Origin of the sequence: Streptomyces sp. NBC_00322, assembly GCF_036147535.1 — a bacterium.
GTDB lineage: Bacteria > Actinomycetota > Actinomycetes > Streptomycetales > Streptomycetaceae > Streptomyces.
Genome location: NZ_CP108019.1, coordinates 5940878 through 5963930, shown reverse-complemented (window position 1 = coordinate 5963930; position 23053 = coordinate 5940878). Strand labels below are relative to the sequence as shown.

Below are 23053 nucleotides of genomic sequence, written 5' to 3'. Positions count from 1 at the left end.
AGGGTGGGCGGGAAAGCGGAACACAGCGCAACCGACTGCGCACAGTTCGGGGCACGGAGGGCGTTCGCGTGGGCACGGCGCGTTATCTGGAGATCGCTGAGGCGCTGCGGCGGTCGATTCTCGGCGGCGAGTACCCGGTCGGGGCGCAGCTCCCGTCCGAGAGCGACCTCGCCGACCGATGGTCCGCCTCCCGCGGAACGGTGCGGCAGGCGGTCGCCGTGCTGGCGTCCGAGGGCCTGATCGGCTCCCGGCAGGGTGCGCGCAGAATCGTGCTGCGCCACGAACGCCGCCACAGCTTCGCGGAGTTGAACAGCTTCGCGCAGTGGGCGCAGGGCATGGGCTACGAAGCGGCCGGCCGCATCCTGACCCGCGCCCGCCGCCCGGCCACCCCGACGGAGGCCTCCCGGCTCTCCGTACCCGCCGGTTCCCCGATTCTGTACGTGCTGCGCCTGCGGCTGCTCGACGGCGAACCGGCGATGCTGGAGCGCACGGCGTTCGCGGAGTGGGTGGCGCCGGCGGTGGAGGAACTGCCCGAGGACTGCGTCTCGATCATGAACAGCATCGCCGAACACCACGGCATAGTCGCCCACTACGGCGAGCACCTGATCGACGCGGTGGCGGCGGGCAGCGTGGACGCCCGGATGCTCCGGGTCCGCCGGGGCAGCCCGCTGCTGCGCCAACGCCATCTGACGTGCACGGCGACGGGACGGCCGATCGAGTGGACGGACGACCGCTATGTGGCGGGCAGCGTGACGTTCAGCGTGAGCAACTCCTCGGACACGGCGCCGCTTTCACGCCACGCGGGGGATCTTTCCAGCCCCGCCGGCGATTGAGGCGCTGGTTCCGGGGCGGAGCCGGCGGTCCGCCCGGGCCGACCCGGCGCACCGTCAGCCGCCGGACGTGTCCAGTTCCGCCTCCGCGCTGATCCCGGCGCAGTCGTACGGGTCCTTCAGCCACCCGTCCGGCAGGACAACCCGGTCGTTCCCCGACGTACGCCCCCGGGGCCCGTCCGCCCCCACCGGCCACGCCTGGTCCAGGTCCAGCTCACCCAGCAGCTCGTCCAGCTCCGCCAGCGAGGACGTGATCGCCAGTTTCTTGCGCATCTCGGAGCCCACCGCGAAGCCCTTCAGATACCAGGCCACGTGCTTACGGAAGTCGATCACCCCGCGCGCCTCGTCGCCGATCCACTCCCCCAGCAGCTCCGCATGCCGCCGCATGATGACCGCGACCTCCTTCAGCGTCGGCGTCGCGCGGTATCCATCAGGGGCTCCGCCCCGGGTCCCGGTACCCTCGAACGCCGCCACCAGGTCGCCGAACAGCCACGGCCGCCCCAGGCATCCGCGTCCCACGACCACACCGTCGCAGCCGGTCTCGCGCACCATCCGCAGCGCGTCGTCCGCCGACCAGATGTCGCCGTTGCCGAGGACGGGGATCTCCGGGACGTGCTCCTTCAGCCGGGCGATCGCGTCCCAGTCCGCCGTACCGCCGTAGTGCTGCGCCGCCGTGCGCCCGTGCAGCGCGATCGCCGTCACGCCCTCGTCGACGGCGATCCGGCCCGCGTCCAGGAAGGTGAGGTGATCGTCGTCGATCCCCTTGCGCATCTTCATGGTCACGGGAAGCGCCCCGGCGTTGGACACGGCCTCGTTCAGGATCGCGCGCAGCAGCGGCCGCTTGTACGGAAGCGCGGAACCGCCGCCCTTGCGGGTCACCTTCGGGACCGGGCAGCCGAAGTTCAGGTCGATGTGGTCGGCCAGTTCCTCGTCCACGATCATGCGGACCGCCTTGCCGACGGTCACCGGATCCACTCCGTACAGCTGGATCGAGCGCGGCGTCTCGGTCTCGTCGAAGTGGATGAGCTGCATCGTCTTCTCATTGCGCTCGACCAGCGCCCGCGTCGTGATCATCTCGCTGACGAACAGCCCCTTGCCACCGGAAAACTCGCGGCACAGCGTGCGGAAGGGCGCGTTGGTGATGCCCGCCATCGGCGCGAGCACCACCGGGGGCTGTACGGCGTGCGGGCCGATCGTGAGCATCGAGGGGGACGGGGCAAGCGTGGTCATTCGTCCATTGTCGCGTACGAAGGGACTCGTTAGTTAGCCGTACTATCCTCATATGTCCGAGCTCACACACCGACGGCGCCTGCTCGTGCTGGCGATCTGCTGTATGAGCCTGCTGATCGTCAGCCTCGACAACACCATCCTCAATGTCGCACTGCCCTCCATCCGCCAGGAGCTGGGCGCCTCCGTCGCCGGAATGCAGTGGACGATCGACGCGTACACCCTGGTCCTCGCCTCGCTGCTGATGCTCTCCGGCTCGACCGCCGACCGGATCGGCCGCCGCCGCGTCTTCCAGGCCGGGCTGGTCCTGTTCACGCTCGGCTCGCTGCTCTGCTCCCTCGCCCCGAACCTTCCCTCGCTGGTCGCCTTCCGTATGGTCCAGGCCGTCGGCGGCTCCATGCTCAATCCGGTCGCGATGTCGATCATCACCAACACCTTCACCGACCCGCGCGAGCGCGCCCGCGCCATCGGGGTGTGGGGCGGTGTCGTCGGCATCTCGATGGCCGCGGGGCCGCTGGTCGGCGGGGTGCTCGTGGACGGCGTCGGCTGGCGCTCGGTCTTCTGGGTCAATCTGCCCGTCGGCCTTGCCGCGCTGCTGCTGACCTGGCGTTACGTTCCGGAGTCCCGCGCCCCGAAACCGCGCCGCCCCGATCCCGTTGGGCAGCTCCTGGTCATCGCGCTGCTCGGCTCGCTCACGTACGCGATCATCGAGACGGACCTCGCCTTCGCCGCGGTCGCCGCCCTCGCCCTCACAGGACTGCTGCTGTGGGAGCCAAGGCAGCGCGAGCCCCTGATCGATCTGCGCTTCTTCCGCAGCGCGCCGTTCAGCGGGGCCACGGTCATAGCGGTGTGCGCCTTCGCCTCGCTCGGCGGCTTCCTCTTCGTCAACACCCTCTATCTGCAGGACATCCGCGGCCTGTCCGCCCTGCACGCGGGTCTGTACATGCTGCCGATGGCGGCGCTGACCTTCGTCTGCGCGCCCCTGTCGGGACGGCTGGTCGGCAGCCGGGGCCCGCGCCTTTCGCTGTTGATCGCGGGCACGGCGATGGCGGCGAGCGGGGTGCTCTTCGCCGCCTTCCGGGCCGAGACGTCGGCTCCCCTGCTGTTCACCGGGTACGTGCTGTTCGGCCTCGGCTTCGGCTTCGTGAACGCGCCGATCACCAACACCGCCGTCTCCGGCATGCCCCGCGCCCAGGCCGGCGTCGCCGCGGCCGTGGCGTCCACGAGCCGCCAGATCGGCCAGACCCTCGGCGTCGCGGTCATCGGGGCGGTCCTCGCGGCGGGGGTCGCCTCCACCTCGTACGCGCAGGGCTTCGTCGCGGCGAGCCGCCCCGCCTGGTGGGTCATCACCGGGAGCGGGCTGGGCGTCCTCGGGATCGGCGCGCTGACGAGCGGCGCCTGGGCACAGGGAACGGCGCGGCGCACGGCGGAACGCCTGGACGAGCAGAGGGGAGCTCAGACCTCGGCGAGCGCCAGCGCCTGAAGCCTCTCCAGCCGCTCGCGGCTCTCGGCGTCCAGGGGTACGTAGGTGATCAGCCGGGGCCCGGCGCTCGGCCCCAGCCACAGGTTGTGGTGCTCCAAGTACAGCAGCCCGACATGGGCGTTGCGGATGAGCTTGTTCCTGCCGCCCTGGCCGACCACCTCGTGCCGCGCCCACACCTCGCGGAACTCCGGCGACTTCTCCAGCCGCGCCAGCAGCGACTTCCAGGCGGGCTCGGCGAGATGCCCGGCCATCGACGCGCGGAACTTGGCGGCCATCATCCCCTTGGCATCGCTGAGTTCGGCCACCGAGGCCCGCCATTCGTCGTTGGTGAAGGCCAGGATCATGCAGTTGCGGTCCTCGGGCGGCAGCGCGTCGAGGTCGCACAGCAACCGGCCGTACGTGCGGTTGTAGGCGAGGATGTCGTACCGGCTGTTCTGGATGCAGGCCGGGATCGGCTCCAGCTGCTCAAGCATCTTCCGCAGGGACGGAGTCACGGTCGGGCACGGTGTGCCGGGCGCCGGATCGGCCGCGCCCGCCAGGGCGAAGAGGTGGGTGCGTTCGCTCGCGTCGAGGAGCAGGGCGCGGGCGATGGCGTCGAGCACCTGCGGGGAGACCTGGATGTCCCTGGCCTGCTCCAGCCAGGTGTACCAGGTGACGCCGACCGCGGAGAGCTGGGCGACCTCCTCCCGGCGCAGACCGGGGGTGCGCCGACGGCGGCCGTGCGGCAGACCGACCTGCTCGGGGGTGATGCGCTCGCGACGGCTGCGCAGAAAGCCCGCGAGCTCATGCCGTCGTACGTCGGTCTCCTGCGCCATCGTGGTCATACCCCCAGGGTGCCGAATGGCTCTGCCCATTGCCAGGTACTGCTTGTACCAGGATAAAGAGACTCTGGTACCAGGCTGTGCGGGCGAGGATCGTCGAGGCCGTGAGTGAGACCCGTGTCCTTCCCCCAACCCCCGTCCGCGCCACCGGCACCTCGAACGAACCGGCCCTCGGCCCGCTCGGCCTGTTCACCCTGCTGCTCGGCGCGGCACTTCCGCTGATCGACTTCTTCATCGTCAATGTCGCCCTGCCCACCATCGACCACGATCTCGCCGCGGGCCCCGCACTGCTCGAGCTGGTGATCGCCGGTTACGGGCTCTCGTACGCCGTGCTGCTCGTCCTCGGCGGACGCCTCGGGGACATGCTCGGCCGCCGCCGGCTCTTCCTGGTGGGCATGACGGCCTTCGGACTGACCTCGCTGGCCTGCGGACTCGCCCCGGACGCCTGGACGCTGGTGGGCGCGAGGGTGGCCCAGGGCGCCGCGGCCGCGCTGATGCTGCCCCAGGTGCTCGCCACCATCCAGTCGGCGACGGCCGGACCGCGCAGGGCCCGGGCGATGAGCCTGTACGGAGCGACCGCGGGCCTTTCCATGGTCGCCGGGCAGATCCTGGGCGGCGTGCTCGTCGCAGCCGACATCGCAAGCAGCGGCTGGCGGGCGGTCTTTCTGGTGAACGTGCCGGTGGTGCTGATCGGCCTGGTGCTCGCGGCCCGCTCGGTCCCCCATACGCGCTCCGCGCACCCCGCGCCCGTCGACGTGCCCGGCACGCTGCTGCTGGCCGTCGCCCTGCTGACGCTGCTGGCGCCGCTGACCGAGGGGCGTGCGGCGGGCTGGCCGCTGTGGACGTGGGTGGCGCTGGCGGTGTTCCCGCTCGCCGCGGTCGCCTTCTACCGGGTGGAGCGGCAAGCCGACCGGCAGGGGCGCACGCCGCTGGTGCCGCCGAGCCTGTTCGGGCTGCTCTCGCTGCGACGCGGTCTCGCGCTGGTGCTGCCGTTCTCGATCGGCTTCGGCGGCTTCATGTTCGTGATCGCGGTGGCGCTGCAGCAGGGCCTGGGAATGGGGGCGGTCGCCTCCGGCCTGGCGCTGGTGCCGATGGCGGTGGCCTTCTTCGGGGCTTCGCTGGCCGGTCCGCGGCTGGTCGTGCGGTACGGAACCCGGATCGTGACGGCGGGCTCGGTGCTCCAGGCCGTGGGCATCGCGCTCCTGGTACTGACCGTCCGGCGCGACTGGCCGGACCTGGGCTTCCTGGAACTGATGCCGGGCGTCGCACTGGCCGGGTTCGGCCAGGGGCTCCAACTGCCGGTGATCTTCCGGATCGTGCTCTCCGAAATACCGGCGGAGCGGGCAGGAGTGGGCAGCGGCGTGATGGTGACGACGCAGCAGTCTGCCCTGGCACTGGGCGTGGCCACCCTGGGCTCGCTGTTCCTGTCGCTGGTCGGCTCGGGCGGGATGCGTCAGGCGCTGACCGTCACGCTGCTGGTGCAGCTGGGGATGATCGCGCTGACGGCGCTGCTGAGCCTGCGGCTGCCGCGCACGGTGAGCTGAGGGAGGCCGTACACGCCCGTGGGCCCGGACCGCGTCATGCGGTCCGGGCCCACGGCTGTGATCAGGCCTGCTCGTCCTGCGGCGCCTCCGCGTCGCCGCTGCTGCCCTGGGCGCGCTCACGCATCTTGCGCACCAGCTCCTGCTTCTGTTCGGCGGCGGTCTTGCGGTCGGCGTTGCGCGCCGGACCGTTGCCCTGCTGGTCGGCCCGGGACAGCTTCTTTCGCTGTCCGCCGACGCCGAGGAGGTTGTTACGGCTCTTGGCCATGGGGGTCTCCCATTGGTGGTGAGAAGTGACTGGGGAATCGTCAGACGGGGGCGGGGGTGGACCGCCGCCCTCTCACTCGTAGATCGGGAGATACGCGTACATGCAGGCGACGGTACCGCGCCGGGAGGGGTGGGGCCCACAATTTCCGGCGTGACAGCCGCCATGGAGGGCGTCGCGGATCCGGAGCCGGGGGCATGACCGCCGGACGGCCTCCGGTCTCAGGCGCTCGGGTCGACCGTCGCCTGGTGCGCCTCGGCGAGGTGTTCCTCGGCCTTGAGCCACGGCAGGAACTGTGCCCCCTTGCGCCAGCCGCAGGTGTCGCAGGTCAGCGTGCGCTGCATGCCCGACTTCGCTACGTGCACGACGTGTTCACGGCCGTGCTGATCCCATCTGCTGACCTTGCTTGTGGTCATGGACGGCATCGGTCCTCCTGGTGACGATTGCGCCCAGTGTGCAGCACGAACAACATCAACAGCAGATTCTTCCCGCTCTGTTGCTCAGGCTTCACCGCGGGCTCAGGCGTCACCCTTCGGAAGCCGGGCGCCGCCCTCCAGAAATCTCAGCACCGCCAGCACCCTGCGGTGGTCGGCATCGGCGCGCGGCAGGTCGAGTTTGGCCAGGATGCTGTTGATGTGTTTGGCGACGGCGCTCTCGCTGACGACGAGGCGTCCGGCTATTCCGGCATTGGACCGGCCCTCCGCCATGAGGGCCAGGACGTCCCGCTCCCGCTCGGTGAGCCGCTCCAGCGGATTGTTGCGCTGCCGCACGAGAAGCTGGGCGACGACCTGCGGGTCCAGGGCGGTTCCTCCGTCGGCGACGCGGCGCAGCGTGTCGATGAACTCCTCGACGTCCGCTACACGTTGTTTGAGGAGATATCCGATGCCGCTGGTGTTGGCGGCGATGAGCTCGGCCGCGTACCGCTCCTCGACATACTGCGACAGCATCAGTACGGAAGTGTCCGGCCACTGTTCCCGGATCCGCAGCGCGGCCCGTACGCCTTCGTCGGTGAAGCCGGGCGGCATCCGGACGTCGACGACGGCGAGTTCCGGGCGGTGTTCGGCGACCGCGGCCAACAGGCCCTCCGCGTCGCCGACTTCGGCGGCGACCTCGAATCCGGCCATTTCGAGGATCTTGACGACGCCGATCCTGAGCAGAATCGAGTCCTCGGCGATCACAGCGCGCACGGCAGCTCCACGGTCATGACGGTCGGGCCCCCGGTGGGGCTGCTCATCCGGAAGGTCCCGTCGACGGAGCCCACCCGCTGGGTGAGTCCGGTGAGGCCGGTGCCGCGGGAGGAGTCTGCGCCGCCCACACCGTCGTCGGCGACGACCACCCGCAGTATCTCTCCCAGCCGGGAGACGCTCACGTCCGCCCTGGTGGCCCGGGCGTGCTTGGCGATATTGGTGAGGGCTTCGGAGACCACGAAGTAGGCGACGGCTTCGACGGCGGGTGCGGCGCGCTCCGGCAGGTCGGCCCGCAGTCGTACGGGCAGCGGTGCCCGGGCGGCAAGTCCCGGCAGGGCGGCGTCCAGGCCGAGTTCGTCGAGGACGGCCGGATGCAGGCCGCGTACCAGGTTGTTGAGTTCTTCGATCGATTCCTTGGCCTCGCGGTGTGCGTCGTCGATGACCTGCCGCACCTCGGGCGGCAGGTCTTTGAGGGTGACCTTGGCGATCCCCAGGTTGAGGGCGAGGGACACGAGGCGCTGCTGAGCGCCGTCGTGGAGGTCGCGTTCGATACGGCGGCGCTCGGCGTCGGCGGCGTCCACGGCCCCCGCGCGGCTTTCGGTGAGGTCTTCGACGCGCCGTTTCAGTGCCTCGCCGCGGCTGTCCCTGAGGAGGGCGGGGGCGATGCGGTTCTCCAGCCGTACGAGCCCTCCGGCCAGCCGCGGAACGGCGACGAGCGCGAGGAGGCCCGCGGCCATCACATAGGCGGCCTGGGTGGTGTAGCCCTGGTGGGTGGAGCGCCAGTCGACCGACACCAGCATGATCCACGCGTAGACCGTGCTTGCCGCTGTCCCCGCCAGCAGGAGTACGAGAACGAGCAGTTCGAGGACGCCGAGGCAGGGGGCCACAAGCCAGTTGTAGGCGAACTGCCGTCCCGGAACGGCCCGACGCAGTCTGGACAGTTCCACTCCGCACAGCTCCCGGTAGCGCCACCGGTGGGCCTCGGTGAGGCCGAATCCGGCGACGGCGACGAGGGCCAGGGGGATGGGCAGGACTGCCGGGGCCGAGCTGGACGTCCCTGCCACGGTCTTGACGATCAGCGTCACGGTCCACAGGAACAGCGGTGCCGTGAGGAGGTGCAGCGGCACCCCGGTTGCGATGAAGAGGAGGTCGCGCCGCAGCCGTGTGAGCGTGCGGCGCAGCCGGGGCGGGATGGTCATGATCCAACCGTATGCGGCGGGTTGGCGCGGCCGCCATGAACTCCCTTGCCGTATCGGGGGTGCAACTGGCACCACCCCAGGCCGGAAACCTGTGTTACTGACTGTGACGGTCCGCGACAGGAGTGTTGATCACGAGCCCGAAAGCCGGGTTCCGTGACCCGTGAAGGACACACTCCATGGCCCTCCTCACCTTCAACTCCCCTGCCCCGACGCACATGTGGCAGGGCAGGCTGCTCACCGGCGCCGGGCTCGCACTGCTGCCCTGGATGGGGTATCTCGCCGGCACGCTGCCGCCCGGACAGGCCGCGGCGTGGGTGGCTCTCGACACCCTGGAGGCCGTCTGTCTGCTGACGGCGGGCACCCGGCTGGTACGGGGCGGGGGCGGCCATCGTGCGGCGGCGGCCGGGGCCGCGCTGCTGCTGGCGGCCGACGCCTGCGTCGATCTGCTCACTTCCGCACCGGGCGCCGAGCAGGCGGCGGCCATGGCAATGGCCCTCTGCGCGGAGCTGCCGCTCGCGGCACTGTGCGGGGTGCTCGCGGTACGCCGGAGCCCCCGGTGCCTGTGACACCGGAGGCTCCTCGTCGTACTGCGTGGCGTGTAGGGCCCGATCAGCAGCCGAGCAGACGGCTGCCCAGGTACTGCTGGATCTGGTCCAGGGAGACGCGTTCCTGCTGCATGGTGTCGCGCTCGCGCACGGTCACCGCGTTGTCGTCGAGGGTGTCGAAGTCGACGGTGACGCAGAACGGCGTACCGATCTCGTCCTGGCGGCGGTAGCGGCGGCCGATGGCGCCCGCGTCGTCGAACTCGATGTTCCAGTGCTTGCGCAGGTCGGCCGCGAGGCCCTTGGCCTTCGGGGACAGCTGCGGGTTGCGCGACAGCGGCAGCACGGCGACCTTGACGGGCGCGAGGCGCGGGTCGAGGCGCATCACGGCGCGCTTCTCCATCACGCCCTTGGCGTTGGGCGCCTCGTCCTCGTTGTACGCGTCGAGGAGGAAGGCGAGCATGGAGCGGCCGACACCGGCGGCGGGCTCGATGACGTACGGGGTGTAGCGCTCGCCGGCTTCCTGGTCGAAGTACGACAGGTCGTGGCCCGACGCCTTGGAGTGCGCGGAGAGGTCGAAGTCAGTGCGGTTGGCGACGCCCTCGAGCTCGCCCCACTCGCTGCCGCCGAACTGGAAGCGGTACTCGATGTCGGCGGTGCGCTTGGAGTAGTGGGAGAGCTTCTCGGCCGGGTGCTCGTACCAGCGCATGTTCTCCTCACGGAGACCAAGGCCCGTGTACCAGTTCCAGCGCTGCTCCATCCAGTATTCCTGCCACTTCTCGTCCTCGCCCGGCTTGACGAAGAACTCCATCTCCATCTGCTCGAACTCGCGGGTGCGGAAGATGAAGTTGCCAGGAGTGATCTCGTTGCGGAAGGACTTGCCCATCTGGGCGATGCCGAACGGCGGCTTCCTGCGCGAAGTCTGCTGCACCTGCGCGAAGTTGGTGAAGATGCCCTGCGCGGTCTCGGGGCGCAGATAGGCGACGGAGCCGGAGTCCTGGGTCGGGCCGAGGTGCGTGGCGAGCAGGCCGGAGAACTGCTTGGGCTCGGTGAAGGTGCCCTTGTTGCCGCAGTTGGGGCAGTTGAGGTCGGCGAGGCCGTTCGCGGGGGCGTGGCCGTGCTTCTCCTCGTACGCCTCCTCCAGGTGGTCCGCGCGGAACCGCTTGTGACAGGAGGTGCACTCGGTGAGCGGGTCGGTGAAGGTGGCGACGTGGCCGGAGGCCTCCCAGACCTCGGTGGCAAGGATCACCGACGAGTCGATACCGACGACGTCCTCGCGCGAGGTGACCATGTAGCGCCACCACTGGCGCTTGAGGTTCTCCTTCAGCTCGACACCCAGCGGCCCGTAGTCCCAGGCGGCACGCTGACCGCCGTAGATCTCGCTGCTCGGGTAGACAAAGCCACGGCGCTTGCTCAGGTTGACGATGGTGTCGATCTTGTCGGCGGCCACGGTGCTCTCTTCATTACGACGACGACGGGAATTAACAGGTGCGGCGCGAAGCGCCTCGGTGAGGGGTGGTGGTCGGGAGACGGGCGGGCGAATGCTTCAGGTTACCGGCGGCCGCACCCCCCGGATCAAATCGGTTCGGGGCAGGGGAGCCCCAGAAGCTTTGTTGACAATCGTTTCCAAGTTTGTTGAAAATGACTGTCATGAACGTACGCCGCCTCATACCCGCCACCGCTGCCGCCGGAGCCGTCGTCCTGGGCCTCGTGACCCTCTCCGCCTGCTCCACCTCCAGCGCCGCCGACGGCAGGAGCAGCGACGGCAAACTCAAGGTGGTGGCGTCGTTCTACCCCATGCAGTACCTGGCCCAGCAGATCGGCAAAGACCACGTCACCGTCTCCAGCCTCACCAAGCCGGGCGCCGAGCCGCACGACCTGGAGCTGGGGCCCCGCCAGACCGCCCAGCTGAACGAAGCGGGCTGCATCCTCTACCTCAAGGGCGTCCAGCCCGCCGTCGACAAGGCCATCGCCCAGTCCGAGGCGAAGAACAAGGTCGACGCCGCCACCCTCACCAAGCTGGAGCACCACGGCACCGAGGGCGGCCACAGCCACGGGGGCGAGGAGGGGGCGGGCCACGACGAGCACGAGGGCGAGGCGGGCGCCGACCCGCACATCTGGCTCGACCCGGTGAAGTACGCCGAGGTCGCCAAGGGCGTCGGCACGTCCCTGGAGAAGGCCGACCCGGACCACGCCGCGGACTACAAGAAGAACACCGACGCGCTGGTCACCAAGCTGAACGCGCTGAACACCGCGTACCAGCAGGGCCTGAAGACCACTGCCACCAAGACCTTCATCACCACCCACTCCGCCTTCGGCTACCTCGCCGAGCGGTACGGCCTGGACCAGGAGGGCATCGCGGGCGTCGACCCGGAGTCAGAGCCCAGCCCCGCCCGTATCAAGGAGCTCCAGACCATCGCGAAGAAGGACAAGGTCACCACGGTCTTCTTCGAGACGCTCGCCAGCGACAGGACCGCCAAGACCCTGGCCAAGGACACCGGTCTGAAGACGGACGTCCTCGATCCGCTTGAGGGGATCACGGACAAGTCCCAGGGCCGCGACTACATCGAAGTGATGCAATCCAACCTTGCCGCGCTGCAGAAGGCGCTCGGCGCAAAGTGACATACGACGTATCGGAGGCGCGAGCGATGGAGCCCGTCATATCCGTCCGCGGGGCCAGGGCCACGCTCGGCTCACGGCCCGTGCTGCGTGGCATCGACCTCACCGTCCGGCGCGGTGAAGTCGTCGCCCTGCTCGGCGCCAACGGCTCGGGCAAGTCCACGGCCGTACGGTCCCTGATCGGCCAAGTGCCGCTCACCGACGGCGAGATCGCCCTGTTCGGCACACAGCTGCGCGCCTTTCGCTCCTGGGCGCGCATCGGTTACGTACCGCAGCGCACCACCGCCGCGAGCGGCGTGCCCGCGACCGTGCGCGAGGTCGTCTCCTCGGGACGTCTCTCACGCAGCAAGCTGGGCCTGCTGTCGAAGGCCGACCGGGCCGCCGTGCAGCGCGCCATCGAGCTCGTCGGCCTCACCGACCGCGCCAAGGACTCCGTGAGCGCACTGTCCGGCGGCCAGCACCAGCGGGTGCTGATCGCCCGCGCGCTCGCCTCCGACCCCGAACTGCTGATCATGGACGAGCCGATGGCGGGCGTGGACCTGGTCAGCCAGGAGATCCTCGCCGGGACACTGCGCGAGCAGGTCGCCGCGGGTACGACGGTCCTGCTCGTCCTGCACGAGCTGGGCGCGCTGGAGCCGCTCATCGACCGCGCGGTGGTGCTGCGCGACGGCTGCGTGGTCCACGACGGGCCGCCGCCGAAGGCTGTGGGCCAGCACGCCCTGCCGGGGCATGACCACGTACATCCGCACGCGGCCGACGAGCCGCTCCGCACGGGACTGCTGACCTGATCATGGAAATCCTCGAGACAGCTTTCATGCAGCGGGCGCTCATCGCCGCCCTGCTGGTCGGCATCACCGCCCCCGCCATCGGCATCTACCTGGTGCAGCGCCGGCAGGCGCTGATGGGCGACGGCATCGGCCATGTCGCGATGACCGGTGTCGGCCTCGGCTTCCTGCTGTCGACCAACCCGATCTGGATGGCGACGGTCGTCTCGGTCGTCGGCGCGGTCACGATGGAGCTGATCCGGGCGTACGGGCGCACACGCGGCGACATCGCGCTGGCGATGCTCTTCTACGGCGGTATGGCGGGCGGTGTCCTGCTGATCAACCTCTCGGACACCGGCTCCACGGCGAATCTCAGCTCGTTCCTGTTCGGCTCGCTGTCCACGGTCTCCGACGCGGACCTCACCGCGATCTCGCTGCTCGCCGCGTTCGTGGTGCTCGTCTCGCTGGGGCTGCGGCGGCAGCTGTTCGCCGTCAGCCAGGACGAGGAGTTCGCGCGGGTGACCGGCCTCCCGGTGCGCTGGCTGAATCTGCTGATCGCCGTCACCGCGGCGGTCACGGTGAGCGTGGCGATGCGGGTCGTGGGGCTGCTGCTGGTCAGCGCCCTGATGGTGGTCCCGGTGGCCGCGGCCCAGCAGATCTCCCGCTCCTTCAAGGCGACGTTCACGGTGGCCGTGGCTATCGGAGTCGCCGTAACTCTGGCCGGAACCACCACCTCCTACTACCAGGACGTGCCGCCAGGAGCGACGATCGTACTGATGGCCATCGGGGTCTTCGTGGCACTGACCGCGCTGGCGACACCGCTGGCGCGGCGGCGTGCACGCACACTGGAGGCGGACGCGGCGGAATGCACGGCGGACCTGCCGGGCACCCGGCAGGCCGACGACGACGTCAAGGTCTGATCGCGGGACTGGCAGAATGGCCCGACGGATGTGCGGGCGAAGCGAGGAGGCAGCTGTGGTGACGGCGCCAACCGGCGGGAACACGGCCCCAGTGCGAGGCCGGTCGACCCGGCAGCGCGCCGCGGTGGCGGCGGCGCTCGACGAGGTGGACGAGTTCCGCAGCGCGCAGGACCTGCACGACATGCTCAAGCACCGCGGCGACTCGGTCGGCCTGACCACGGTCTACCGGACCCTTCAGTCGCTCGCGGACGCGGGCGAGGTGGATGTACTGCGCACGTCCGACGGCGAGTCCGTCTACCGCCGCTGCTCGACGGACGACCATCACCACCACCTGGTGTGCCGCGTCTGCGGCAAGGCGGTGGAGGTGGAGGGCCCGGCGGTGGAGCAGTGGGCGGAGACGGTGGCGTCGCAGCACGGGTATGTGAACGTGGCGCACACGGTGGAAATCTTCGGCACGTGCGCGGATTGCGCGGGCGCGAAGCCGGAGGCCTGACGGTCACTGCGGTGCCGCACGCAGCGATGGCGCGGTACCGAATGCATGGAGTTCGACGCACTGCTCGGCGGTCATCGGGCAGTGCGCGACGACGTAGACACGGTGCGGGCCGTCGACGGGCATGATCGGCACCGAGATGTCGTCCACAGAACCGTCGGTGGTTGGAGTGATCCGCGCCAGCGGTGACCGGGTGAGGGTATCGAGCCTGAGCTCGATCCAGGCGCCGCCGCCTGCCGGCCCCGCGAGCCTGGCGTGGGCGAGCGTGTCCCCCTCGCCGGAGAAGTCGACACGGTCGTATCGCAGGAACGAGGAGCTTCCCAGGACTCGGGTGCCGGGGCCGGAGCCGGCAGTTGTCTCGCGCTGGGACGTGTACGCATCGGCACGGACGAGGTTTTCGGCCGCGGACGCAGAGGGTGTCGGCGTGTGCGGCGCCGGCCGACCGCCCGGCGCGGGCGAGGTCCCGGAGGCAGCCGGCGGGTGCACCTTGTCCCCGTTCTGGTCATCGCAAGAGGACAGCGTGACCATGGTCATCGCAACACCGGCCAGGAAGCCGCTGACGGCGACGGCGGCCCGGGAACGGCGAAGAACCTGCGTCGACGCCGTCTCCATTCCTCTCCGGTGGCGGGGGGCGGCGGCCGGGTCCCGGCGCATGCGCGGGCGCTGCGCAGGGGCTTCGACCGGGGCTCGCTCCGTCAGCCTGGTCAAGAACGGCGGATCGTCCAGGGGCACCGGGATGGCCGCCTTCGCACGCAGGTAGTCCTGACCGGTCCACCACCCCAGCAGTCGTACGGGCAGCTGCGCTTCCAGCTGTCCGTCGAGCCGGGACACGTCCTTGTAGACACTCAAGCAGGCCGGACAGACGCCGAGATGTTCCGTGACCTCCTCGGTCGGCGACGCCTCGGGCCGCAGGGCCAGCCGCTTGATCACCTCCTTGCAGTCCTGACGGCCCAGCCGCTCGAGATACAGGTCCGTACGGGCCCGGCGCAGCGCGCTTCTGGCTTGGTCGCACCGGTCCGGCACCGCATCGGGGGCGAGCCCCGTGATGCGCGCCGTCAACACGGGATCGTCCCCGTCCACCACCGAGTGCCACAGCAGACGCTGCGCGGTGGCCGGGAGGCGCTGGAACGCAAGAGCCAGCTGGCCGTCCTCTCCCCAGGGCCACCGGCCTCCCGCCGCGACCCAGGCCCGGAAGTCCGGCGACAGCGCTTCGCGCTCCTGATGCCAGCTCGCGATCGCCGTAGTGCGAACGTTGCCCAGTAACTGGAGGCGCAGGCAGCCCGGGTAGCGTTGTCCGACGAAGCCCGCCCCGGACACCATCCGTTGCAGCAGATGCCCGAAGACTTGGGATGTCACGTCGTGTGCACGCAGTTGAACCGGCATGCACTGGGAGGCGTACGCCTGCACGGCGGCGTAGTGGCGCCGATAGAGATGCCCAAAGAGTTCGACTCGTCCTTCGCGCACCGCATGAATGAGAGCGGTATCGGACTGAGGTTGCTTTGGTGGCCGCGAACCCAAGAGCACGTGCATTGAGGAACCTTCCACTCAAGTCCGGTGGCAGCCATGGGTGAAGGCCCTCATGGCGTCACCGGCCTACCGGCCGACGTTCTCCGGAGCCGGCAATGAATTCCGAAGAGGGTCAGCTGAAGGTGAATTCGGTGACGCTGACGGAGGAAGTGTGGAAACAGGCGACAACGGCGGGCCAGTGACGCACCCCGACGGTCCGAAAGCCTGCCGTTCTGCAGTGTCGTACGAGCTGTCCGATCTCCGCATCACTGAAGCGCTGGTGGAGCCGCTGGTGGAGGTGGTACGCGAGGACGCTTCGGACCATCGGGTCCCCCGGGGTGTGTCGTATGTACAGACGGTCACAAGGAGGACTGCGCCCGGCGGAAACCATCCCGCCACTTTGCCAATGCTTTGCTCAATGGGCCCATGCGGCCGGCTGGCGTCGCACGGGCCCTGGCCGTCAGTCAGTCACTTGACGTCGACGCGGTAGCGGAGCCGTGGGGCGTTGTAGTAGTTGTACGTGAGCACAACGGGGGCGTCCTTCTCAGGCGGCGGGTCGTTCCCTTCGTACCAGTCCAGCATGCCGAGTTGCATCTGGTTCCAGGGCTTGCCGTCTTCGAGTTCGGCGCGCACCAGGTAGCTGCCGTCGCTCTCACCCCACCACGGGTCGAAGCGGAACAGCTGTCCGTCGCCGGCTTCGCGGCAGAGTCCCATCCTGATCCGCACGTTGGCGGCGTTGTCAGATACCTCCTGCGTGCCCCCGCGGTAGTCGATGCACTCGCCGGTGGCGGCATTGCGCAGCCAGGTGTAGTCCTTGTTCTCCTTGAACGAAAAGGTCTCCCAGACCTGGTCCTTACCGTCGTCACACGTGTTCTGGACGACACTCGTGCCGCCCGGCTCGATGCACATGGCAGTGACTCCCGCGTTGCGCAGGCTGCCCGACCATTTGACGGCCCCGAGGTCGGCCCCGGTGGGCGACGGCCGCGCCGACTCTGAGGACGCGGGAGCTGACGCTGCGGCGGATTGCCCGGCCTGGGGCGCCGTGCGGGAGGGCGTGGCGGTGAGCGTGACGGGCGGCGGGTGTCCGGAAACCGTGACGGGCGGCCGCGCCGCCACCTGCGCGTGCGGCGCGCTCTTCGATCCCTTCCCGCCGTCGCCGAAAGGCATCGGCGCAACCAGGACTGCGATCCCGATGGCGGCGACAACGGACCCGGCGACCGCGCCCGAGGACATCGGGGCGTCCTTCGCCCTGGCCCACCACCCCGCTCCGCCGTCCAGGGGGACGGCATCGTGTGGTGCGCCGGGTGCGATGGCCATACCACCGGCACCCGCACCCGCTTCCGCCAGCCGCGCCGCCAGATACGCCGAGCCTCCCCACAGCAGCACCCCGGCCGGCAGCGCCGAGCCCAGCCGCTCGTTGAGGTCGGTGAGTTCGATGAGCGCGCCGCGACAGCGCTCGCACTCTGCAAGGTGCCGGTCGAGGTCCTTGTTCGTACGGCGGCCGGTGCGGCGCACGGCCGCGCCGAGCAGGGAGCTGTAGCGCCGGCACTCGTCGGCGCCGGAGGCAGTCTCTCCGTACGCCGTCAGGTAGGCCTCGCGCAGCCCTTCCCGGGCGCGGGACGCAAGCGAGCCGACACCGCTCGCGCCGATGCCGAGAAGGGGGCCGATCTTCGTGGCCGGTTCCTCCTCGACGGCGGTGTGCCACAGGACGGTCTGCCAGCGCTCGGGCAATGAGCGGAACGCCCGTAGGACAAGGCTGTTCTCCTCCAGGCGGAGTATTCGCTCCTCGCCGCTGTCCGCCTCGGGGGTGTCGGGCACGTTGGCGAGCCACTGCTCGAAGTCGGGTGACAGTTCGGTGCGGCGAGCTGAGCCCGCCCAGTCGGCGGCGGTGCGGCGGACGATGGTGAGGAGGTACGGGCGCCAGGCGGCCTGCGGACCACCGCCGGACCGTACCGCTTGGAGTGTGCGGGCAAAGGCTTCCGAGGCGAGGTCTTCGGCCGTGTACCGATCGCGGCAGCAGGCGAGTGCGTACGCGAGAACGGCGGACCGGTGCCGGCGGTACAGCTCGTCCACCGGGGCGTCTGACTCCAACTCTCTGATGGCTGCGGTGAGTTCGGAGTCAGATGGGGATGTCTCGTGGTCATCGGGCATGCGTCACCGAGGCCTTCCACTTGGCTGGAAACGGCATTCTGGCCGATGTTCGAATATCGACGGAAGCGCTTCGGGTAATGCTGCTCCCTCCCATCGCCGAGGCGTTCTGGCAGGCCGGCACCGTCGGCGTCGTCAACGAGGTTGGTACACGGTTGAATCCTGGATCGTCTCGTGGGGGAACCGGCCCGCTGATCCTGTGGTTCCTTCCGCAGACTCTCGTGGTCGCCCGCAGCCCCCTTCCCCGGCGAACCGAAGACTTCCATCACATCGCTTTACGTCAACGCCCCTGCCCTGCCTAACGTGGCGAAGACGCGGCGCGAGCTTCGGCATGAAAAGCAGGCACGGAAAGAAATGCTCGTCGCTGCTGCAGTACAGACAGATCCTCCATGACACAGAGAGAAGAGTGGCACCGTGAACAATGGCCGGAAAGGCCTACTCGGTCTGGTCACGTTGGGGGTTACGTGCCTCTCAATCGTGGCGCTGGCACCTGCTGCACACGCAGGAACCGACAACTACATCCAGATCACGCACAACGCCGGCTTCGTCGCGAACACCTGCTTCAACTGGCGCGCCGCCGAGAACAAGAACTACTGCAACAACGCACGGCCGGTCGGGACTTCCTGGAAGGCTTATTTCCCGGCGGATGCGACGGGAGCCATGATCGACCTGAGTATCTGGCCCGGCTACACCGCCAAAGCCAGCGCCGTGGTGACCGACACCGACCGGAACCACTGCTTCGAAATCAGCGGCAGCGCCCTCAATCCGACGCTGCTCGAAACCGGCTGCTGAACGCAGGACAGGAGGAAAGAACAGTGGTCTCGATGTTCCGAACAGCTCTCGTCGCCGGTGCGCTCACGACCGGAGTCGCATCAGCCGTATCGACAGCGTCCGCGGCTCCCTTCCCCGAGGTGAATGGTCACACGGACAACTGGGTGAACGAGGGAACTCCTTCTGTCGAGTACGACAACGGGTACAAGGTCGACTCACAGGCCGAGGTCCGGTCCGCCCTGGACCAGTGCAAGGACCGATCCGTGTCGTGCGTGACGACCACCGTCAGCAGCCCGACCCAGGTGACCAAGTGGTTCGACGTGGAAAATACCGGCACGGGCACCGGTCCTATCGAAAACTGCGGCCAGGGCGAAGGGGAAATCAACCAGACGATCGGCGGAACCCACACCTTCACCTGGGGGTGGAACGTAGGCGGCAGCGTTGATGTAACCCTCAAAGACGTGCTGAAGGTGGGCGCCACTGCGCAGTACAACGAGAGCACCGCCGAAGCCAAGAGCGGTGACATCAGGATCACCGTGAAGAAAGGCGAAAAGGGGATGCTCAAGATGGGCTACGACATGGAGCGCAGTATCTCCGATGTGACCATCCAGGGCGGCAAGTTCGGCGTCGCGAAAATCACCGGACTGCGCCTGGAGATTCCCCTCAAGGGCGCCATGCGGGTGGGCACCGACGTCGTGCAGTGCGGTGGCACCCTGCTGAACGGCCGCTGATCCAGCGGGTCCTGCAGAAAGGTCAATCCCATGCGGAATGTGAAGCGGTCGGTGGCATGGAGTGCCACCGGCTTCGTCATCGCCCTGGCCGGCGCGGTGTGTACTGCGCCGCCGGCTTCGGCCGGATCGGGCCATTACATCGGGTTCACGAACAACGGATGGTTCGTGGTCGACACCTGCTACAAGTGGCAGTCCTCGACGACCCCCGACTCGTGCGACTACGCCAAGCCCATCAATACGGACTGGCGGGTGGAAATACCGGAGGATGCGACGGGTGTCAGGGTCGAAGTGACCGTGGCCGGACAGGTCGCCGGAGGCAACGTGTCGCCGCAGATCACCGACCTGAATCGCAGCCACTGCTACGAACTCAAGGGCACCACGTTCGGCCCGAGTATCGCCAAGAAGGACTGCTAGAGCCGACTACGGGAGCGAGAAGATGAACGCTGGGCTGCGAAAGATGAAACGATCGGCGGCATATGGTGCCGCCGCCCTCGGAGTTGCTCTGGCCGGCGCGGTGATGACGGCGCCGCCGGCCTCCGCGAGCTCGGACAACTACATCCGGTTCGCGAACGACTCGGGGTACTTCATCGACACCTGCTACACCTGGAAGGGCCCGGACGGCATAGAGAGCAAGAACTACTGTCACCACGCCAAGCCCGTCGGGACCGGCTGGGAGGCGTACTTCCCGGCGGAAGCCACCGGAGTCACCGTCACCGTGAACTTCACGGGAAGTCACTCGGTACCCCTCTACGTCGACGACGCCAACACGAATCACTGCTTCACGTTCACAGGGGTCTGGCCGAACGGCCACGTCCTCCGCGTGCAGTGCTGAGCTTCCCGTCCGGCGGCTCGGAAACGACCGAGCACGAACGATAGCCGCCGGAAGTCTTCGCAGTCGGCCCCCGCGCTCCCCGGGCTCTCCACGAGTACCGGAGCACGGGGGCCCCTTCATGCGCCGGCCGCTCACTGGCCTGTCGGAGTCACCCCTCGGCGTGGGGGTCTTTTGGGCCACGGGACGAGATGTCACCCAGCACGGCGACGAGTTCGGACCTGCCGGTGATGCGGAGCTTGCGGTAGGCCCCGGTGAGGTGGGTCTCCACTGTCCTCAACGACACGAAGAGGCGCTCGGCGATCTGCTTGTTGCTGTATCCCTGGGCGGCCAGAGCGGTGACGCGTTCTTCGCCGGCCGTCAGGGAGCAGCCGTACGCCCCCCGGCTGCCGACTCGGCCGCCTGCGTCGTACAGCCGCTTCTGCAGGCGCCCCGCGAGCGAGGAAGCTCCGCACCTGACCGCGATGTCCAGCCCGCGCCGCAGGGCTGTACGGGCACCGTGCTTGTCGTCGCGCCGGAGCAGCGCGGGACCGTACTCATGCAGAGCGCGGGCGAGTTCGAGGTGAGCCGGCGTGCGCTCCAGCAGGCTCACTGCCTCAGCCAGGTGTTCCAGCCCTCGCGCTCCTCGGGCCATACTTCCGGCGGCGAGGAGCGCCACTCCGAGAGCCCGCGGGATCCGGCAGCGCCGCGCGAGATCGAGCTCCTGCTTGATCAAGGCTCGCGCCTCGTCGTGGCGGCCCAGGGCGAGTTGGGCAGCGGCAGCGCGGGAACGCCAGGGGCAGATGACCGGATTGACCGTGCCCGCCGCATCGAAGTGGTGACCGCACTCACGGAGCAGCGACAGACCCGCACGGACATCCCCCCGCGCCGTACGCAGTGCTGCCAGGCTCATCAGGAACCGTGGCCACTCCCAGGAGACGTCAGTCGGATCCGCGGTGGAGTAGGCGCCGGCGATGTGCTCGGCGGCCTCCAGGTCGCCCTGTTCGAGGAGGGTGTCGATCCTGATGGTGTCCATCGTCATCGTGTACGGCCGTTCGCCGGCGGCGGAGTGTCCCTCGGACGCGGCCCGCGCCGCCGCTGCGGCCTTGCCGATGTCGCCCCTGCGGAGCGAAATCCCGGCCCGGTAGACCAGCAGGGACGAGGCCAGCAGCTCCAGACCCCTCCCTCTGGTCTCCCGGAGCAGATGACTGCACAGGTCGTCGGCCTTGTCGAGCTCGTCCAGATACAGCAGGGCCTGGGCGACGAAGTAGTGCAAGGGGAAGAGGTCGTGGGAGAACGTCGGCAGATTGACAGACGTCCGGTCCACCATTTCGGCGACGTAGGGCGCCGGTTGCGCCGCCCGCAAGGCGTTGAAGGCGCGGATCGCGAGGAGTTGCCGTTCCCCAGGGGTATTGCCGGCCAGTTCGGTGTCGAGGACGGCACGGGACGCGGTCGCCTCGGCCCGGGTGGAGGGGCGCTCGAACTCCAGCCACGAGCGCAGCGCGTGCATGCGGAGCAGGGGCTCGCGGTCGGAGGAGGCGGGGTCTGCCCGCACGGACAACTCTGCGGTCAGGTGGTCCAGATCCGGCGCATACGCCTTGCCTCGTGACAGGAGGTGGGAGTACGTCAGTACCCCGACGGCCTCCGAGCGGGCGGAGTCGTCGGTCAGGCCCTCAAGCGCGGCCGTCCCGTACGACACCGCCAGTCCGGTGTCGTAGTGGCTGGCGGCGACGGCGAGCTGAAGGAGCACCTGGGCGCGTTCCCCCGGCTGAACCGGTTGGTACACCGCGTGACGCAGGTAGGTCACGGCCGCCTCGGCCGCGCCTCGGCGCAGCGCCTCTCCGGCGGCCCGGCGCAGGACCGTCAGGACCCATTGCCCTGGCACCGGTCCGGCGGCCAGAAGGTGCGCCGCCACTTCCTCGTCGGGGCGGCCGCTGAGATGCAGCACATGAGCCGCCCGGGCGTGCGCCTCACCGACCTCCTGGGGCGGCCACTGCGTCAGGACGACTTCCCGGACCACGGGATGTACGAAGCGCAGTCCGTCCCCCGCCCGCAGCAGACCGGAGGAGTGGAGCTCCGCCGCCGCGGACCGGATCACGGCTCCCCCTTGCCGCAGTACGCGGCCAGCAGGGCCGGCGGCTTGTGGTCGCCCAGGATCGCCAGCCCCCGCGCCAGCGCGGCCATGTCCTCGGATCCGTGGCCCAGCCGGTGCCCGATCTCTCGACTGAGCGTATGCAGCCCGAATGTCCTGATCTTCTCCCGGTCGTCCCTCGTGGGCTGTACGCCGCTGCGCCGTGCGTCGCACAGCAACGCGCGCAGAAAGAGCGGGTGTCCATCCGTAGCGGTGTGGCAGGCGGCGCAGAAGGACGGGTCCGGCCGGTCCGCACTGAACACCGCGGACACCAGCTTCTCCACACTGTGGACACCCAGCGGTTCCAGGACGACGCTGCGGCACGTCGAGGGGTGGACGAGATCGTTGAACAGATGGCCGGGAGCCGGTTTCTCACCGGTGCGGGTGGTGGCGGCCACGAGGATCGGATGCGCGTCCGCCCGGTGGACCAGGCGCGCCAGCCAGCGCAGCGACGGCGGATCGATCCACTGCAGGTCGTCAATCGCCAACAGCAACGGCTGTCGGCGGGACAGGCGGAAGGCGAGGTTGTCCAGACTCAGCAGCGTCTCGGTGGCATCTGAGAACCCGCCGGGCTCCCCGTCGTTCCTGCTGTTCCCGGGGTCCAGGATGCGCAGCACCGTATCGCCGGCTCCTTCCAGCAGGGACCGGCGATCGCTGTCGGAGGCGGCTGCCATGAGGGGCTGCAACAGCCGGTGGACCGTACCGAAGGCGAAGTCCCGCTCCAGCTGCCGGCAGCGCACCCGCAGAACGCGGAACTGCCGCGCCCGGTCCAGCCAGAAGTGCAGCAGAGCCGACTTGCCGATGCCTGCGTGCCCGTCCAGCAGCACCACGCGCGTCCGCTCCGACAGGACCTCTTCGGCCACCGCATCCAGGGCGGCCAGCTCATCGTCGCGCCCGACCACCGGCCACTCCCCGTAGGCCGATAAGTGCCTCTCCAACGGGTCCGAACCAGGTGATTCACCCCGGTTTGTCCCGTCGCTTCGCTGGCTGCGCATCCGGTGCCCACTTCCGTCGTTCGAAATGCGAGACGACGGTTCATCGGTCCAGGTTGCGCCGGAGCAGCGCATTCC

At 69.2% G+C, this 23053-nt stretch carries 23 protein-coding genes; 12 read left to right on the top strand and 11 right to left on the bottom strand.

Features of this window, described 5'->3' with window-relative positions:
• The first annotated feature begins 68 nt into the window (after positions 1 to 68).
• On the top strand, positions 69 to 833 hold the full coding sequence (locus tag OG905_RS27245) for a GntR family transcriptional regulator (RefSeq protein WP_328677927.1): 765 nt from the start codon (positions 69 to 71) through the stop codon (positions 831 to 833).
• A 54-nt stretch (positions 834 to 887) separates the two neighbouring features.
• On the opposite strand, the gene dusB is transcribed toward OG905_RS27245, so the two are convergent.
• Positions 888 to 2060 (bottom strand): tRNA dihydrouridine synthase DusB, encoded by a 1173-nt coding sequence (gene dusB, locus OG905_RS27240; RefSeq protein WP_328677926.1) that lies wholly within the window; start codon positions 2058 to 2060, stop codon positions 888 to 890.
• Positions 2061 to 2112: 52 nt separating this feature from the next.
• Here dusB and OG905_RS27235 point away from each other — a divergent pair, with 52 nt between their 5' ends.
• Positions 2113 to 3540 carry an MFS transporter gene (locus OG905_RS27235; RefSeq protein ID WP_328677925.1) on the top strand — a complete coding sequence of 476 codons (1428 nt, stop codon included), beginning with the start codon at positions 2113 to 2115 and terminating at the stop codon, positions 3538 to 3540.
• Here the strand turns inward: OG905_RS27235 and OG905_RS27230 are convergent.
• Positions 3513 to 4364 carry a helix-turn-helix transcriptional regulator gene (locus tag OG905_RS27230; protein ID WP_328677924.1) on the bottom strand — a complete coding sequence of 284 codons (852 nt, stop codon included), beginning with the start codon at positions 4362 to 4364 and terminating at the stop codon, positions 3513 to 3515. The genes OG905_RS27235 and OG905_RS27230 overlap by 28 nt on opposite strands.
• A gap of 101 nt (positions 4365 to 4465) precedes the next feature.
• Between OG905_RS27230 and OG905_RS27225 the strand changes: the two genes are divergently transcribed.
• The gene (locus OG905_RS27225) at positions 4466 to 5905 is read left to right on the top strand and encodes an MFS transporter (protein ID WP_328677923.1); all 1440 of its coding nucleotides are present in this window, start codon (positions 4466 to 4468) and stop codon (positions 5903 to 5905) included.
• 61 nt (positions 5906 to 5966) lie between these two features.
• On the opposite strand, the gene OG905_RS27220 is transcribed toward OG905_RS27225, so the two are convergent.
• From OG905_RS27220 to OG905_RS27205, 4 genes are all read right to left on the bottom strand, one after another.
• Complete coding sequence (locus tag OG905_RS27220; protein ID WP_328677922.1) at positions 5967 to 6170, bottom strand: DUF6243 family protein; 204 nt, start codon at positions 6168 to 6170, stop codon at positions 5967 to 5969.
• 218 nt (positions 6171 to 6388) lie between these two features.
• Positions 6389 to 6592 carry a hypothetical protein gene (locus OG905_RS27215; RefSeq protein WP_266476560.1) on the bottom strand — a complete coding sequence of 68 codons (204 nt, stop codon included), beginning with the start codon at positions 6590 to 6592 and terminating at the stop codon, positions 6389 to 6391.
• Between the two features lie 93 nt (positions 6593 to 6685).
• Complete coding sequence (locus OG905_RS27210; protein ID WP_328677921.1) at positions 6686 to 7354, bottom strand: response regulator transcription factor; 669 nt, start codon at positions 7352 to 7354, stop codon at positions 6686 to 6688.
• Entirely contained in the window at positions 7342 to 8553 is a 1212-nt protein-coding gene (locus OG905_RS27205; RefSeq protein ID WP_328677920.1) for a sensor histidine kinase, read from the bottom strand. Before OG905_RS27205 ends, OG905_RS27210 begins: the two co-directional genes overlap by 13 nt.
• A 176-nt stretch (positions 8554 to 8729) precedes the next feature.
• Here OG905_RS27205 and OG905_RS27200 point away from each other — a divergent pair, with 176 nt between their 5' ends.
• On the top strand, positions 8730 to 9119 hold the full coding sequence (locus tag OG905_RS27200; RefSeq protein WP_328677919.1) for a hypothetical protein: 390 nt from the start codon (positions 8730 to 8732) through the stop codon (positions 9117 to 9119).
• Positions 9120 to 9162: 43 nt separating this feature from the next.
• On the opposite strand, the gene OG905_RS27195 is transcribed toward OG905_RS27200, so the two are convergent.
• Positions 9163 to 10545 carry a glycine--tRNA ligase gene (locus OG905_RS27195; RefSeq protein WP_328677918.1) on the bottom strand — a complete coding sequence of 461 codons (1383 nt, stop codon included), beginning with the start codon at positions 10543 to 10545 and terminating at the stop codon, positions 9163 to 9165.
• A 200-nt stretch (positions 10546 to 10745) separates the two neighbouring features.
• Here OG905_RS27195 and OG905_RS27190 point away from each other — a divergent pair, with 200 nt between their 5' ends.
• Genes OG905_RS27190 through OG905_RS27175 form a run of 4 tightly spaced genes read left to right on the top strand, consistent with a single transcriptional unit; the run spans position 10746 to position 13891 of the window.
• Complete coding sequence (locus tag OG905_RS27190) at positions 10746 to 11717, top strand: metal ABC transporter substrate-binding protein (protein WP_328677917.1); 972 nt, start codon at positions 10746 to 10748, stop codon at positions 11715 to 11717.
• 26 nt (positions 11718 to 11743) lie between these two features.
• On the top strand, positions 11744 to 12502 hold the full coding sequence (locus tag OG905_RS27185; RefSeq protein WP_328682641.1) for a metal ABC transporter ATP-binding protein: 759 nt from the start codon (positions 11744 to 11746) through the stop codon (positions 12500 to 12502).
• Positions 12503 to 12504: 2 nt separating this feature from the next.
• Positions 12505 to 13398, top strand: coding sequence for a metal ABC transporter permease (locus OG905_RS27180; RefSeq protein WP_328677916.1), 894 nt, complete (start codon positions 12505 to 12507; stop codon positions 13396 to 13398).
• A gap of 55 nt (positions 13399 to 13453) precedes the next feature.
• Complete coding sequence (locus OG905_RS27175) at positions 13454 to 13891, top strand: Fur family transcriptional regulator (protein WP_328677915.1); 438 nt, start codon at positions 13454 to 13456, stop codon at positions 13889 to 13891.
• A gap of 3 nt (positions 13892 to 13894) precedes the next feature.
• Here OG905_RS27175 and OG905_RS27170 read toward each other — a convergent pair whose 3' ends face one another.
• The gene (locus OG905_RS27170) at positions 13895 to 15352 is read right to left on the bottom strand and encodes a hypothetical protein (RefSeq protein WP_328677914.1); all 1458 of its coding nucleotides are present in this window, start codon (positions 15350 to 15352) and stop codon (positions 13895 to 13897) included.
• A gap of 510 nt (positions 15353 to 15862) precedes the next feature.
• The gene (locus tag OG905_RS27165; protein ID WP_328677913.1) at positions 15863 to 17485 is read right to left on the bottom strand and encodes a sigma-70 family RNA polymerase sigma factor; all 1623 of its coding nucleotides are present in this window, start codon (positions 17483 to 17485) and stop codon (positions 15863 to 15865) included.
• Between the two features lie 534 nt (positions 17486 to 18019).
• Here OG905_RS27165 and OG905_RS27160 point away from each other — a divergent pair.
• The 4 genes from OG905_RS27160 to OG905_RS27145 are packed head-to-tail and all read left to right on the top strand — an operon-like array spanning position 18020 to position 19876.
• Positions 18020 to 18334, top strand: a complete 315-nt coding sequence (locus OG905_RS27160; protein ID WP_328677912.1) for a hypothetical protein — start codon at positions 18020 to 18022, stop codon at positions 18332 to 18334.
• A 23-nt stretch (positions 18335 to 18357) separates the two neighbouring features.
• A complete protein-coding gene (locus OG905_RS27155; protein ID WP_328677911.1) occupies positions 18358 to 19044 on the top strand; it encodes a hypothetical protein in 687 nt (228 codons plus the stop codon).
• A gap of 30 nt (positions 19045 to 19074) precedes the next feature.
• The gene (locus tag OG905_RS27150; protein WP_328677910.1) at positions 19075 to 19458 is read left to right on the top strand and encodes a hypothetical protein; all 384 of its coding nucleotides are present in this window, start codon (positions 19075 to 19077) and stop codon (positions 19456 to 19458) included.
• A 22-nt stretch (positions 19459 to 19480) separates the two neighbouring features.
• Positions 19481 to 19876, top strand: coding sequence for a hypothetical protein (locus OG905_RS27145; protein ID WP_328677909.1), 396 nt, complete (start codon positions 19481 to 19483; stop codon positions 19874 to 19876).
• A gap of 148 nt (positions 19877 to 20024) precedes the next feature.
• On the opposite strand, the gene OG905_RS27140 is transcribed toward OG905_RS27145, so the two are convergent.
• Complete coding sequence (locus OG905_RS27140) at positions 20025 to 21950, bottom strand: helix-turn-helix transcriptional regulator (RefSeq protein WP_328677908.1); 1926 nt, start codon at positions 21948 to 21950, stop codon at positions 20025 to 20027.
• Positions 21947 to 22885 carry an ATP-binding protein gene (locus OG905_RS27135; protein ID WP_328677907.1) on the bottom strand — a complete coding sequence of 313 codons (939 nt, stop codon included), beginning with the start codon at positions 22883 to 22885 and terminating at the stop codon, positions 21947 to 21949. Before OG905_RS27135 ends, OG905_RS27140 begins: the two co-directional genes overlap by 4 nt.
• Positions 22886 to 23053: the final 168 nt, after the last annotated feature.

Excerpts from the sequence above, each read along its gene's own strand:
- OG905_RS27205 (WP_328677920.1), bottom strand. The coding sequence starts at position 8,553 with ATGACCATCCCGCCCCGGCTGCGCCGCACGCTCACACGGCTGCGGCGC.
- OG905_RS27200 (WP_328677919.1), top strand. The coding sequence starts at position 8,730 with ATGGCCCTCCTCACCTTCAACTCCCCTGCCCCGACGCACATGTGGCAG.
- OG905_RS27220 (WP_328677922.1), bottom strand. The coding sequence starts at position 6,170 with ATGGCCAAGAGCCGTAACAACCTCCTCGGCGTCGGCGGACAGCGAAAG.
- OG905_RS27230 (WP_328677924.1), bottom strand. The coding sequence starts at position 4,364 with ATGACCACGATGGCGCAGGAGACCGACGTACGACGGCATGAGCTCGCG.
- OG905_RS27180 (WP_328677916.1), top strand. The coding sequence starts at position 12,505 with ATGGAAATCCTCGAGACAGCTTTCATGCAGCGGGCGCTCATCGCCGCC.
- OG905_RS27145 (WP_328677909.1), top strand. The coding sequence starts at position 19,481 with ATGAACGCTGGGCTGCGAAAGATGAAACGATCGGCGGCATATGGTGCC.
- dusB (WP_328677926.1), bottom strand. The coding sequence starts at position 2,060 with ATGACCACGCTTGCCCCGTCCCCCTCGATGCTCACGATCGGCCCGCAC.
- OG905_RS27185 (WP_328682641.1), top strand. The coding sequence starts at position 11,744 with ATGGAGCCCGTCATATCCGTCCGCGGGGCCAGGGCCACGCTCGGCTCA.
- OG905_RS27150 (WP_328677910.1), top strand. The coding sequence starts at position 19,075 with ATGCGGAATGTGAAGCGGTCGGTGGCATGGAGTGCCACCGGCTTCGTC.
- OG905_RS27190 (WP_328677917.1), top strand. The coding sequence starts at position 10,746 with ATGAACGTACGCCGCCTCATACCCGCCACCGCTGCCGCCGGAGCCGTC.
- OG905_RS27215 (WP_266476560.1), bottom strand. The coding sequence starts at position 6,592 with ATGCCGTCCATGACCACAAGCAAGGTCAGCAGATGGGATCAGCACGGC.
- OG905_RS27235 (WP_328677925.1), top strand. The coding sequence starts at position 2,113 with ATGTCCGAGCTCACACACCGACGGCGCCTGCTCGTGCTGGCGATCTGC.